The organism is Pseudoduganella sp. GW821-FHT12E03 (assembly GCF_058807115.1).
Map to the genome: position 1 here is coordinate 196955 of NZ_JBXAQJ010000011.1, position 14769 is coordinate 211723.

At 63.4% G+C, this 14769-nt stretch carries 7 protein-coding genes; 6 read left to right on the forward strand and 1 reads right to left on the reverse strand.

Translation table 11 applies throughout. From position 1 onward, the window contains the following. Positions 1 to 14: 14 nt before the first annotated feature. From AC1RRC_RS26000 to AC1RRC_RS26025, 6 genes are all read left to right on the forward strand, one after another. Positions 15 to 1136, forward strand: a complete 1122-nt coding sequence (locus AC1RRC_RS26000) for a helix-turn-helix transcriptional regulator (RefSeq protein ID WP_493058504.1) — start codon at positions 15 to 17, stop codon at positions 1134 to 1136. 70 nt (positions 1137 to 1206) lie between these two features. Further along, positions 1207 to 2232, forward strand: a complete 1026-nt coding sequence (locus tag AC1RRC_RS26005) for a LacI family DNA-binding transcriptional regulator (RefSeq protein WP_493058505.1) — start codon at positions 1207 to 1209, stop codon at positions 2230 to 2232. 80 nt (positions 2233 to 2312) lie between these two features. Next, a complete protein-coding gene (locus tag AC1RRC_RS26010) occupies positions 2313 to 7301 on the forward strand; it encodes an OmpL47-type beta-barrel domain-containing protein (RefSeq protein WP_493058506.1) in 4989 nt (1662 codons plus the stop codon). 12 nt (positions 7302 to 7313) lie between these two features. After that, positions 7314 to 7982 (forward strand): NF038129 family PEP-CTERM protein, encoded by a 669-nt coding sequence (locus AC1RRC_RS26015; protein ID WP_493058507.1) that lies wholly within the window; start codon positions 7314 to 7316, stop codon positions 7980 to 7982. A gap of 94 nt (positions 7983 to 8076) precedes the next feature. Further along, positions 8077 to 10278, forward strand: coding sequence for a LamG-like jellyroll fold domain-containing protein (locus tag AC1RRC_RS26020; protein ID WP_493058508.1), 2202 nt, complete (start codon positions 8077 to 8079; stop codon positions 10276 to 10278). Between the two features lie 48 nt (positions 10279 to 10326). After that, positions 10327 to 13527 carry a glycoside hydrolase family 2 TIM barrel-domain containing protein gene (locus AC1RRC_RS26025; protein WP_493058509.1) on the forward strand — a complete coding sequence of 1067 codons (3201 nt, stop codon included), beginning with the start codon at positions 10327 to 10329 and terminating at the stop codon, positions 13525 to 13527. An 89-nt stretch (positions 13528 to 13616) separates the two neighbouring features. Here the strand turns inward: AC1RRC_RS26025 and AC1RRC_RS26030 are convergent, their stop codons facing one another. Further along, positions 13617 to 14729: a glycoside hydrolase family 43 protein gene (locus AC1RRC_RS26030; protein WP_493058510.1), complete on the reverse strand. Its 1113-nt coding sequence runs from the start codon at positions 14727 to 14729 to the stop codon at positions 13617 to 13619. Positions 14730 to 14769 lie beyond the last annotated feature (40 nt).

The following is a 14769-nucleotide window of genomic DNA, read 5'->3' on the forward strand; positions in this document are numbered from 1 at the left end:
ACTGATTCAACCCTATGACTCTCCCGACCCCTTCGTCGCCGGCGACCGGCGACAGCACGGACTTGTTCAACCGGACCATCCATGCCGTCTATCAATCGGTACAGGGAGACGATCCGTGGCGCTGCTGGCTCACGCTGATGGTGAAGTGTTTTCGCAGTGCACACGCGGCGATCGTGGTGCCGCCTTCCGCCGCCAGCTGTCCCGGCTACATGGTGTGCGTGCCGGCCGGCGGCGCGGCGCTGGAGCGGGCGTACCGCAGTCAATGGCACCACTTCGATCCCTTGATGGACGCGCCGCCGGAACGCGTGGTGCTGGCCTCGGACATCGTGACGGATGCGCAGTGGCAGGGTAGTGAATTTTCCCGTGATTCCGACGCCGGCCATGTCATGGGGGTCAATATCAGCCCCCAGGCGGGAACCATGATGCGCCTGCGGCTACACCGCTTGCGGCATTGTCCTCCCTTCAGCATCGAGGACAGGCAGCGCCTCGCCATGTTCGTGCCGCATATAAAGCAGGCCATGACCCTGGCGGCGCATTTGAACGGCAACGCGCTGCAAATGCAGATCTATGAAGAAGGACTGGAGCGGCTCAACATCGGCGTGATCGTGCTCGACGAAACCGCCCAGCTGTTGCGGGCCAGCCCCACCGCCCGCCAGATGCTCGATAGCGCCGATGGCCTCAAGCTGGCCGGCCGCTACCTGGCGGCCAGTACGCTGGCCGAGACGAGCGAATTGCAGCGGCTGCTCGACAGCGTTCGCGAGCATCCGGCGCGGGTCGCGGCGATGTGCCTGAGCCGCCCATCCCGGCGCCGCAAGCTGGCGGCGGTGGTGCGCGGTTTCCCACGGGCGAAGGAGTCCGATGGACGCGTGCGGCCCGCCATGGCGATCTTCCTGCGCGACCCCGATACCCTGGCCGAACCGGTGCACGATATCGCGCGCCAGATGTTCGACTTCACACCCGCCGAGGCCCACCTGGCGATCGAACTGCTCAATGGCCTGAGCCTGGACGAAGCGGCCGGGAAGCTGGGCATCCTGCGCAACACGGGGCGTGCGCATTTGCGGGCGATTTTCTCCAAGACCGGTGTCAGCAGGCAGAGCGAACTGGTGCGGGTTTTGCTCAATGGTGTGCTGGCCTAGTCCGAACGGACGATGCAAAAATTTAAACCAGGCTTGATCATGGAAATGTTATCGATAACCGGAGGATGGATTGAGCGCAGCTACCATCTATGACGTCGCACGCAAGGCCCGGGTATCGGCAATGACGGTATCGCGAGTGATCAATGGCGGCATCAACGTTGACGAGACGACCCGTGACCGGGTCAAGGCGGCCATCCTATCGCTGCAATACCAGGTCAACCAGGCGGCGCGCTCGGCCCGCAAGGGCGTCTTGCGCATCGGCCTTCTGTTGGGCAGCCCCGGTGCGGCATTCATGAGCGATTTCCAGCTGGGCGCGATGGACCAGTGCAGCCAGGAGGGGGCCCAGCTGATCGTTGAAAAATGCGGCGACCTTGACAGCCAGCGCGCGGCGGCAGCCAGGCTGGTCGAGAACGCGGCCGATTGCATCCTGGTGCCGCCGCCGCTGTGCGACCTGGAGGCCTCGCTGCGGCAACTGGACGACTTGCGCGTGCCGATCGTGGCCGTCGCCAGCGCCCGGCCGGCAGCGCATATTTCCGCGGTGCGCATCGATGACTACCAGGCGGCGAAAACCATGATGCATCACTTGTTTGCGGCCGGGCACCGCGACATCGCCTTCATCCAGGGCGAGCCGGGCCACTCGCCGGCACAGTTGCGCTACCACGCGTATTGCGACGCCATGCGGGTCGCTGGCATGCGCGTGCGTCCCGAACGCGTCGCGGAAGGTGTGTTGACCTACCGTTCCGGCCTGGCGGCCGCACAGACACTGCTGGAGCAGCAGGACCGGCCGTCCGCCATCTTCGCCTGCAATGACGACATGGCCGCGGCCGTGATCGCGGTGGCGCAAGGCATGGGCTTGCGCGTGCCGCAAGACCTGGCGGTGTGCGGTTTCGATGATGCGCCGATCGCGGCGTCGGTCTGGCCCGGGGTGACCACGATACACCAGCCCATCGATGAGATGGCGCGTGCGGCGGTGCTGTTGGCGATCGAAGCGGTCAGGGAACGCGGGCGCGCCCGCCACCGCGTGCTGCCCTATACCCTGGTCACGCGCGAGTCGACCGGCGCGCATAACGGGAACGCGTTGCCGGTGTTTTTTTAGCTCTAATTGTTATCGATAACTTAACGTCGTATCCGCAATACCACTTTTTCACGGCAGTTTAATAAAAACGGAGGGGAACAATGAAAAAACCGAGATTTGAACGTTCGGTCCGGCGCCTGACCCGGATCGCCTTTGCGGCAAGCATCGTCGCGACCTTGCTGCCATTGCAGATAGGCGCCGCCTATGCGGCGGACACGATCCAGACGCTGGCCACCAGTTACCAGCCGACGCTCAGCGAGCGGGTCGATGCGAGCGGCTTCAAGCATCCTGGCATCGGCTTCACCAGGGACATGCTGGAAAACATGCGAACCCAGGTGCGGGCGCAAAAAGAGCCCTGGAATACCTATTTCAACAGCATGCTGCTCTCCAACGCCGCCTCGAAGACGCCGGCGATCAAGAACATCGGCGCCGATACCACGCAGCCACGATATTACGGTCTCGCGTCGCAGGGCATGAATTCCGCGTTCATTGCGGATGCGAACACGGTGTATACGCAGGCCATCCTGTTTTACGTGACCGGCGACGAAACCTATCGCGCCAACGCCATGCAAATCATCCGGCTGTACGAAAAGATGGATCCGGCCCAGTACGCGTATTTCACCGATTCCCATATTCACACCGGTATCCCGCTCCAGAAGATGGTGAGCGGGGCGGAAATCCTGCGTTACACCAGCACGCAGACGCCGGCGCTGGCGTGGACCGATGACGACACCGCCAAATTCACCGGTAACCTGGTGCTGCCGGTGGTCCAGATCTTCAACAGCTGCAATTGCCGGTTCATGAACCAGCACCTCTACACGACGATCGGCGCGATGACCGGCGCGATCTTTGCCGAAGACAGGGACACCTATAACAAGGCGGTCGAATGGTTTACCGTCAACAAGGACGCGGTGGACCAGGGACAGACCGGCTCCATCAAGCAATTGTTCCGCCTGGTGACCAGGAACGACCTGACCGGCGAAGAAGTGACACCAGCGGTGCAGCACGTTGAAATGGGCCGCGACCAGGCCCACGGCGGCGGCGATATCACCAATGCCGGCATCCTGGCGCGGTTGATGATGGCGCAGGGCACCAAGGTCGATCCAGTGGATGGCACGGTATCCTCCGAAGCCAATGCGGTTGGCCCGTATGAATTCCTGAATGACCGCATTCTCGACGCTAACGAACAGTTCGGCGCTTATATGACCGGTGTGGCGATCCCGTGGATTCCGACCGCCTCCCACACCGACGAAGCCGGCAACCCGACCATTGTTTACAAGAGCGTGTCGTGGGCATATCGCGGCAGATCCGGCACCAACCAATCGGAGCCGTTCTATTACTACAAGTATGCCCGGGGCCTCGATATGGCGCAGCGCGCGCCCAACTATACCAAGTTCTTCACAGACCGGGTCGGGTACGGCTGGGACAGCGGGGACGGCGGCGGCGACTTCTGGATCGGCATTCCCAAGGCGGCCGAAGCCGAAGGCGCCACCTATCTGGCGAAGCCGACCACCGACCCGTATCGCGAAGTGGAAGACCGCTACCGGTCGCTCGATAGCCGCTCCGCTGTCATGAACGACGGCTCCGCGACCTTTATCCGGGCCACGGCGGCGCCGGAAGGCACCAGGTTTTCGGTATATGGCTACGGCTATGGCGCGACGTACTACGGCATCCGTATCCGCACCAATGGTACGGCGCTGATGGACAACTATGGCAAGACCATCCCGTTGCCGGACACCCATGGCCAGTGGCGCTACGTGATTTTCACGGGCAATGTGGATGACTTCATACCGCTCACGTTCACCGGCAATGGCACCACGGTCGACGTCGATCATGTCAACGTCAAGGCAAGCACCTTGCTGACCCCGCCGGTATTCACTATCGGCACGGCCGACCAGACGCTGTACAGCTATGCGGGCGCCACGCAGGCGGTCGCCCTGGACTTGTCGGCGACCGACCCGGGCGCCGGCGAAACCATCACTTACCAGGCCGACAACCTGCCTGCGGGCGCCACGTTGAACACGTCGACCGGGGCATTCTCCTGGAATCCAACCCAGGCCGGCACGTACACCTTCTACGTCGGCGCATCGGACGGCGCCACGGTGACGATGAAGACCGTCACCGTGATCGTGGACGCGAGCCGCCAGGGTGCGGTCGACCGGGCCACCGCGCCATACCAGGCGGATACACCGTATGTCGCCACGACCTTGCCGGCGTATAACGCCGCGTATGCCGACATGATGAGCGTGATCGGCAGCGCCACGGACGCGGTGTTCTACCAGAAGCTGGAGGCGCTGCGGGCCGCGGCCGCGGGGCTGGAACAAATCAATCCGCTGTTGAGCGATGGCAGCCTGGACTTCCGCAAGATGTTCGTCAGTTCGGACTTCAACAACCTGGGCAACCTGGTGGACAACAACCAGGATACGGCCGGTGGCTGGGGCCCGAACCTGGCCTTTAACATCGACTTCGGACCCAGTTTCAAGGTTGCCGCCAATGACTTCAAGCTGCGCACGGTCGGCCCCTTCCCGGAACGCGCCGGCGGTGTTGCCATCTTCGGCTCCAACGACAAGGAAAACTGGACCCGCCTGACCCCGGGCCTGTCCACCAGGGAAGACAACATGCAGGACTTGCCGGTCTCGGAAGAAGTCAAGAATACGAAGTTCCGGTTCCTGAAGTTGCATATGATTGAGCCGTTCGTCCCCGTGTACCAGCCGTACGCGATTTTTGAGATGACCGAGTTCCGGATTTTCGGCACGCGCTATCCGACGGTCAACAAGCTCACGTCGGTATCGATCGGCTCGGACCAGGCGATGCGGAAACGGGTGGTGGCCGGCAACACCGTCAAGGTGACCTTTAAATCCAGCGAGGCGATCAGCAACGTGGTGGCAACGGTACAGGGCCAGCCCGCCACCGTGACCACCACCGACAACCTGACCTGGACCGCCACCTGGATCGCCAACAACAGCGTGGCGGAAGGCGAGGTGAAGTTCCTCATCAATTACAAGACCGCCGACGGCGCCGATGCCGAGCCGACCCTGTTTACCACCGACGCCACGTCGCTGGTCTTCGTCAACGAGACCGGCATGATCGGCAATCCGCTGGCCATCACCACGGTGACGGATTCGAACGGCAGAACGCAGGCCGACCTGCTGACCGTGGCCGGCTACCTGTTCGATAACAATATTACGACCGGCACCGATTTCCGTGTTAACGGCAGCGGTTACGGCGGCTGGGTCAACTTCGACTTCAAGGGCGGTGGCACGGTGAAACTGTCCAGGGCGGAAATCCTGGCCCGCCAGGACAACTTCTATGGCCGGATCAACGGCGCCGTGATCCAGGGCTCCAATGACAATGCGACCTGGGAAACGATCACCAACGCGGCGGTGGGGACGCTGGAATGGCAGACCCTGGCCAGTACCAGCAGCACGCCTTACCGCTACATCCGGGTCTGGAATGGCGGCAACTGGTTTGGCAACATGCACGAGCTGAAGCTGTACGGCGTGATCGAATCGACCAATTTGATGGCGACCGCTTCGATCAGCTCAACCCAGGCGCTGCGTACCCGCATCGTGCCCGGCAACACCGTGAAGCTGACGTTCGCGGCCAAGGAAGCGGTCAACAACGTCACCGCCACCATCCAGGGCGTGCCGGCCACCGTGACCACCACGGACAACATCAACTTCGTCGCCACCGCCTTGCTGCCGCAAGGAACCGCGCCGGGCCAGGTGAAATTCGAGGTCCAGTACAAAACCTCGACCGGCAAGTCCGGCTTCCCGCTCAGCGCGGTGAGTGACGGCAGCGCGTTGTACCTGGTCGACGAGTCGGATGTGATCAAGAACGTGACCAGCATTGCCACCTTGATCGACACCACGTCGAACCGGACTGCGGCCAGCACCTTGTCGATCACGAATTCCCTGTTCGACGCCAACGTCAGCACGGGGACCGACTACCGTCTTGGCACCAGCGGCACCGGCAGCTCCATCACTTTCGACTTCAAGGCGGGCAACCAGGCCACGCTGACCGGCGTCGAACTGCTGGCGCGGCAAGACTCGCTGTACACCCGTGCCCGCTACACGGTGGTGCAAGGCTCGAACGACAACACCAACTGGACCACGCTGACCAACACGGCGGCGGCCACGCTGGAGTGGCAAACCTTGCCGGTCACGGGTGGCGTGCCATACCGTTACATCAAAATCTGGAACGCCACCACCTGGTACGGCAACCTGAACGAAGTGCGCTTCCACGGCACCGTGCAAGGCGCCGATACCGCGGCGCCGGTCACCACCGACAATGCGCCGAAGGTCCCTGTCAAAGTCGATACCACGGTGTCCTTCACCGTCACCGACAACAGCTCCGGCACGGCCGCGACGTACTTCAAGGTCAACGGCGGCGCCCAGCAAACCGGCAACGCGGCGCTGTTCACTTCCGAGGGCACCTACGCGCTGTCGTACTGGAGCGTGGACAAGGCCGGCAACACCGAGCAGCCCAAGAGCGCCAGCCTCACCATCGACAAGAGCGCGCCGGTCACCACGGTGACCAGCAATCCGGCCGCGCCGGCCAATGGCTGGTACAGCTCGGACGTGTCGCTGGGCTTCGCCCCCGCCGATGCCAACAGCGGCGCCACCACCTGGTTCAAGGTCGACGGCGGCGCGCAGCAAAGCGGCAATGCGGTGACGCTGAGCGCCAAGGGCACGCACACGGTGGAATTCGCCAGTGTGGACCAGGCCGGCAATGCGGAAGCGGCGCGCTCGGTGTCCATCAATATCGGCCCGATCGACCTGACTGCCAGCGCCAAGTTCACGCAATACGGCGCGACGCTGAACCGGGCCACCGGCAAGTACGTCGGCAGTGTGACGGTGACCAACAACACCGGCTCGACCCTGGGCACGCCGTTACAGGTGCAACTGGGTGGCTTGGCGTCCGGCATCACGCTCGATAACGCGAGTGGCGTCAATGGCAGCGGTGCGCCCTACGTCACCTTGAATTCCGCACTGGCCCCGGGCGCTTCTGTCAGCGTGCCGCTGACGTTCAGCAACCCGAACCGCGCGGTTATTGGTTATACGCCTTCCCTGTTCAAGGGCAATTTCTAAGGAGGACTTGCCATGTATTTCAATCTTCAAAACCAGGCAGCAACCCTGCTGCGGCGCGTGGCGCTGGCGCTGGCCATGGCGGCAAGCGCCAGCGCCGCGTCGGCCAGCATGATCCATGTCGCCATCGATACCTCCACTCTCGGGGTGGCCAGCGGCTACATCGATATGGAGTTCAGCGCCACCGCCGGCGCGCCATTGGCCACGGCGACAGTCACCAACCTGGTGGGCTTTGCCGCAACGCCGGACATCCAGTGGGACGTCGACACGGTGAGCGGTGGCTACCGGTTCCGCAACGACACGCTCAACCTGCTGTCGCATGCGGCCAGCTTCGGCGGCATGCTGTCGTTCGACCTGGAAATCACGGGGGCTTACGACGCGAGCGCCAGTTACGTGTCGGCCTTCAAGGTGGCGGCGTTCGATGGCGTCAACTACCTCGGCGACTTCGATCCTGTCACGGGGGCGCTTGCAACGTTCCTGTGGACGCCGTCGCCGACCGTGACCGGCAACGACGCCATGCTGGCCAACGTGTCCGATAACGGCGTCACCGTGGTGCAGGAACCGTCGGACTGGCTGCTGATGGCCATCGGCCTGGCGGCCATGATGCTGGTCTCGCGCCGGCGCGGCCGCGCCCACGCCACCGGCGGAGGCGGGCGTGGCGAACTTGCCGCGTTGGCCGGCTGACCGTCGCTGACGGCCATCCAGGGCGCGCCGCTTGCGGCACGCGCCCTGTTCAACTCTTGCTGTCTACTGTCGTCCCATCTTTTGGAGAACACGAATGATCAAGCAGAACCACCCATCCGATTCCGTTTCCGTCCCTTCCGATCCACACACCGCGCTGGAACAACACGTGTCGCGCCGCAGTTTCCTGTACAGCCTGAGCGCATTGGCGCTGGCGGGTTGCGGCGGCGGCGCGGGCGAACAATTGGCGGCGCTGGTGTCAAGCCCGGCGCCGCGCGCCGCCGGCGCACCCACACCTTTTGTCCATCCGGGCCTGTTGCATACGGACGCCGATTTCACGCGCATGGCGGCCAAGTACACCACCAGTCCATGGTCCGGCAGCTGGACCCTGTTGATCAACAACTGGCATGCGCAGTCGACGTACGTGGCGTCGCCGCAAGACTGGGTGTACCGCGGGTACGACGGCGTGCATCCGGAAAATTACTCCCGGCTGATGCACGACGTGTGCGCCGCCTACCAGTGCGCACTGCGCTGGAAAATCTCGGGAGACACCGCCTATGCCGACGCCGCGGTGAGAATCCTGAACGCCTGGATACCCCTGGCCGGCATCGGTGGCAATACCAACGCGCTGCTGGCGGCCGGCTTGTATGGCTATGAGTTCGCCAACGCCGCTGAAATCATGCGCAGCTACAGCGGCTGGGCGGCGGCCGACCAGGCCGACTTCAAGAACATGATGGCGGCGATTTTCTATCCGATCTGCCACGACTTCCTGATCAACCACTATGGCACCGAATGGACCCATTACTGGGCCAACTGGGATTTGTGCGCCATCGCCAGCATCATGGCCATTGGCGTGCTGTGCGACGACGGCGCCAAGTTCGATGAAGCTGTCAATTACTTCAAGAGCGGCGGCGGCAATGGCCGCATATTCAAGGCCGTGTATTACATGCACCCGGGCTATCTCGGCCAATGGCAAGAGTCGGGACGCGACCAGGGCCACGCCACGCTCGGCATCGTGCTGGGCGGCGCCATCTGCGAGATGGCGTGGAACCAGGGCGTGGACCTGTACGGCTTTGACAACAACCGCTTCCTGGCGGGCGCCGAATATGTCGCCAAGTCCAACCTGATCCAGTCCGGCACCACGTATTACACCGTACCCTACGTGACCTACAACAACGTCGACTACGTCAACCAGACCGTGTTTGCGACCGGAGGGCAAGGCATGGGACGGGCATGCTGGGCGCTGGTATACAACCACTATGTCAACCGCATGGGGCTGGCGGCGCCATACTCGAAGCAGTTCGCGCTGGTGGTGCAGCCGGAAGGCGGCGGCCTGGGTTCGACCAGCGGCGGCTATGACCAGCTGGGGTTGGGCACGCTGACTTGCACCCGCGACCCGATCGCCGCCGGCGCCTTGCCGAGCGGCCTGACCGGCTATGTCAGCGCTGGCTTGCCGGTGCTGTCATGGTGGGGCAGCGCCTATGCCACCAGCTACAACGTCAAGCGCGCCACGGTATCGGGCGGTCCGTACACCACCATCCAGACCGGCATCACGGACCTGCTGACCTTTACCGACACCACCGCGCCGGCCGGCGCCAATTATTACGTGGTGACCGCGGTCAATCCGTCCGGCGAGAGCGCGCCGTCGAACCAGGCCACCATCATTACCGGCACGCCGCTGCATACCTATTTGCCATTCGACGCCAGCAGCGGCACCACCGCCGCCGATGCGACGGGCCTGGGCCACACCGGCACCCTGATCGGCGGCGCCAGCTGGGTCGCCGGCAAGAAAAATAATGCGGTATCGCTGGACGGCAGCTCCGGTTACGTCAGCCTGCCGGCCAACTTGATGACCGACGTCGGCGATTTCACCATCGCGACCTGGGTGTACTGGAACACGTCGAGCAAATGGCAGCGCATCTTCGACTTCGGCGATGGCACCGGCCAGTACATGTTCCTGACGCCGCGTAACAGTGGCAACGTGGCGCGCTTTTCCATCACTGTCAACAGTGGCAGGGGGGAATTGTGCATCGATCACACGGCGGCGCTGCCGACCGGGCAGTGGGTGCACGTGGCTGTCACCTTGTTCGGCAAGACCGGCACCCTGTATGTCAACGGCGCCAGTGTGGGCAGCAATGCCAATATGTTCCATGCGCCGTTCCGCATGGGCGGCACCAGCCAGAACTGGATCGGACGTTCGCAGTATGCCGATCCTTACTTCAACGGCAAGATCGACGAGTTCCGTATCTACCGTGGCGCGTTGAGCGCGGCGGAGGTGCTGGCGCTGTACAACAGTTAATCGGCGGCGGGCGCCTGCGGGCGCCCGCTGATATACACAAGGAATTCTATGTTGTTAAATAAGTTGTCCATGGCCGTCGCCATGGCGATGATGGGCGTGGCGCCTGCGCTGCCGGCGACGGCGGCCAATCCGGTCCGCGCCGAATGGGAGCAACCCGAAGTGGTGGCGCAGGGCCGCGAGCCGATGAAGGCCACCTTCTTCAATTTCGAATCACGCGACTTGGCGCTGGCCGGCGACAAGGCCACTTCGCGCTATTACCTGCCGCTGGATGGCGCCTGGGCGTTCAAGTATTCGCCTACGCCCGAAGCGCGTCCGAAGGACTTTTACCGGCCGTCGTACGACGTCAGCAAGTGGGGCGCCATCCAGGTCCCCGGCATGATGCAGACGCAGGGCTATGGCAAGCCGATCTTCACCAATATCGAGTACCCTTTCCCGGCCAATGAACCGTTCATTGCGCACGAGCTCAATGAAGTCGGATCGTACCGGCGTGATTTCGATGTGCCTGCCAACTGGAACGGCCGCGACGTGTTCCTGCAGATTGGCGCGGCGGGCGCTGCCTATTATGTGTGGGTCAACGGCCAGCGGGTCGGCTATTCGGAAGATTCCAAGCTGCCGTCGGAGTTCGACTTGACCCGTTACGTGCGCGCGGGGCGCAATACCATCGCCATTGAACTGTACCGCTGGGCCGACGGCTCGTACCTGGAAGACCAGGATTTCTGGCGCGTGTCCGGCATCGAGCGCAGCGTCTACCTGTACGCGGAACCGAAAACCCGGCTGCGCGACTACAAGGTCACGGCGTCGCTGGATAAACCATCCTACCGCGACGGGCGTTTTGAACTGGCGGCGGATATCGCCGGCGCGCCGGCCAACGTCGAGGTACGGGCCACCGTGCGCGATGGCGGGCGCATCGTGCTGCAAGCGTCCGCCACGCCGGGCGCGGACCGCAAGGCCGTGCTGCGCGGCGCGATACCACAAGTAAAACCGTGGTCGGCGGAGACGCCGAACCTGTACACCTTGCTGATCGAAGTGCTCGATGCGCAGGGCAAGCTGGTATCGGCAACATCGCGCCGCATCGGTTTCCGCACCGTGGAAGTGGCCGATGGCGAAGTGCGCGTGAATGGCAAGCGCGTGATGATCAAGGGCGTCAACCGGCACGAACACGATCCGGACACGTACCGGGTGCTGTCGATGGAGACCATGCGCAAGGACGTCGAACTGATGAAGCGCGCCAATGTCAATGCGCTGCGCATGTCCCACTATCCCAACGATCCAAGGATGTACGACCTGGCCGACGAATACGGGCTGTACGTGATGGACGAAGCCAATATCGAGTCGCACGGCTATATGGAGAAGGGCTGGAAGGCGCGCGACGACAAGGAGCGCGCGACGATCATGCTGGGCTACAAGCCCGAATGGCGCAACGCGCACCTGGACCGCATCACGCGCATGGTCGAACGCGACAAGAATGCGCCATCCATCATCTTCTGGTCGCTGGGCAATGAATCCGGCACCGGCACGCACTTCGAAGAAGCGGCGGCCTGGATCCGCAAGAACCACCCGGACCGCCTGCTCAGCTACCTGGGCATCCGTGAAATCAGCGGGCGCCACCAGACCTCCGCCTATGCCGACATTTATGCGCCCATGTATGGCTTCATGGAACAGATGTCCGATTACGCGGCCGATCCGGCGTTCACGCAGCCGATGATCCAGTGCGAATATGCGCACGCCATGGGCAATTCGCTGGGTAATTTCGACGACTACTGGCGCCTGATGCGTTCGCACCGCAAGCTGCAGGGCGGCTTTGTGTGGGACTGGGTGGACCAGAGCGTTTATGCGCGCGACAGCAAAGGGCGCAGCTATTGGGCCCAGGGCTTTGATGTCAATCCGGCGCGCGGCGACAATGCGCCTGTGGGCGACGGCATCCTGCGCGCGGACCGCACGCCCGATCCCGAGTATTACGAATTGCAGAAAGTGTATTCGCCGGTGGTGTTCGAGGGCGATCCGTTGTCCGGCGCGATCGAGGTGGTGAACCGCTTCGATTTCCGCGACTTGTCGCACCTGGCGCTGGAGTGGGAATTGCTGCGCGACGGCGTGGTGGCCGCGCGCGGCAAGCTGGACGATGCGAATACCCAACCAGGCCAGCGCCAGTCGCTGGCGCTGCGCCTGCCGCAACTGGCGCGGGGCGGCGAACACGTGCTGACTGTGCGTGCGCGCAGCAAGGAGGCGCAGCCGGGCGTGGAGCAGGGCAGCGTGGTGGGCTGGTCTCAATTTGTGCTGCCGGCCGCCTCGCCTGCGATCGTACCAGGCGCGGCGACCACCGTTGCCGGTGCGGCCGGCGACGCCGCCGGCGTGGCGCCGGTTTCGGCCGGCAATGCCTATGAGCTGCGCGCCGGCAACGCCGTGCTGCGCCTGGCGCGCGACACGGGCCTGGTGACCTACAGCGTGGGCGGACAGGTCATGCTGCAGGGCGGTTCGCCGAATTTCTGGCGCGGCCTGACGGAGAACGATGAAGGCGCCAAAGTGGACAAGACCCACCGGATCTGGCGCCAGTTCACCGAGCAGCGGCAAGTGCGTTCGGTGACGGCCGATGGCGGCGCCATCAAAGTGCTGTTCAACTTCAATTCAGGCGATGCCCACTGGGAAAACACTTACCGCATGCGGCCCGACGGCAGTCTCGACGTGCAGGCCAGCTTCACGCCGCTGCGTGCCGATTTGCCCGATCCATTGCGCCTGGGCCTGCGCTTCGACAGCCCGGCCGCCATGGACAGCGTACGCTGGTACGGGCGCGGGCCGCACGAATCGTATGCGGACCGCAAGACCGGCGCCGCGCTGGGCGTTTATGGCGGCAAGCTGGCGGACCAGTATCACGGCTATATCCGTCCCCAGGAGAGCGGCAACAAGACCGATGTGCGCTGGTTCCAGCTGCTGCGGGGCGACGGCGCCGGTGTCAAGGTCAGCGCCGATACGCCGTTCGCGTTCAACGCGCTGGCTTTCCCCTATGAAGACTTGTACCAGCGTCCGCGTGGCGCCTGGAAGAGTTCCGACGTGGCGCCCCATGGCGCCGCCAGCGTCCTGATCGACATGGCGCAGATCGGCGTCGGTGGGGACGAGGGCTGGAGCCTGGCGGCGCGCTCGCACGTCCCATACCGTATCCCGCTGGCCCCGGCCAGCTACCGCTTCGTGATTGCGCCGGCGCAGGCGGTACAGCCGATTGCTCAGCGCTTCAACGCCGATCCCTTGCCGCATTGATTCGCCACGGGTGAGCAGGGCGGCGCCGCCGCCCGCAACGACAAGGCCACCCGCGGGTGGCCTTGTGCGATGGGGCGGGCGCCGGCTGCTTACGCGCCTTTGGCCGCGAAATACGCCTTCAGCCGTTGCAATTCCTCCGCCGTCACATGCATGACGGCGCCATGTTTCGGACCGGAGAAATTGGTGGCCTTCATGGGCGACCCCGCGTCGTTGAAACGGCCCAGGTTCTTGTAGTGCACGAAGTCCGTGGTTTCCGAGAAGCCCATGTTGTTCGGTTTCGCGCCAAACACGTCATACATCAGCACATACGACTGGGTGCCGATGCGGCGCCAGACGGTCGGCGCTTCGCACGCCACGGTTTCCGGATCGACCTTGGCCGGATCGAACTTGAAGCCCCCGTTGATCTTGTCGGACACCGCGTGGCGCAAGCCGCCGGGTTGGTCGTGCGCCACATAGTGCAGGTGGTATTTGTCGCCGGCCTTGATAATGTCGCCGTCGATGGTGCTTTTATCCGGGTTCGGGTAGGTGAACAAGCGCTGCGGCGTGGTTTCCAGCGTGGTGAAGGCATCGTTGGCGTACGAATACACCATGTGATCACGGCCGAGCTTATGGCGCGTGGTGAAGTACACCATCAGCTTGTTCTTGTCCTTGTCATAAATGGTTTCCGGCGCCCACGCCACGCCCAGGTCGCTGTATTCCGGGAACAGTTCGCCCACGTGCACCAGCGCGTGCGTCCAATGGATCAGGTCATAGGACTTCATCAGGATCAGCGCGCGGTTATTGCCCCAGCCGTAGTCGGCGCCGGGCCGCTCCCATTCCGTCTGGCGCAAGCCTTCCCGCTGCGCAAAGATGTGCAAGTCCGTCATTGACAGGTAAAACGCATTGTCCGGCCCGCGCATAATATGGGGATCGCGGATGCCTTTTTGTTCCGAGATGCCTTTACCCTGCAAGACCGGCTGGCCATCGTTGAGGTCCGTGAACGAATAGCCATCGGTGGAGGTGGCGAAGTGCAGCGAATGGTCTTCATCCTTGAAGTAGGTGAACAGATAGCCTTTCATGTCCTTTTCCGCCGGGACAGCGGTGGCGCCCAAGGGCGCGACTTTCTGCACGATGCGCAGCTGGCGCGGCGCGTCGGCGGCCGGGGCGTTGCCGATGGCCGCCATGGCCAGTGCGATGGAAGTAACGAGGGTGCGTATTTTCATGTGGTCTCCGTTGTTGTTAGCCCATGCTGGCGGCCACCAT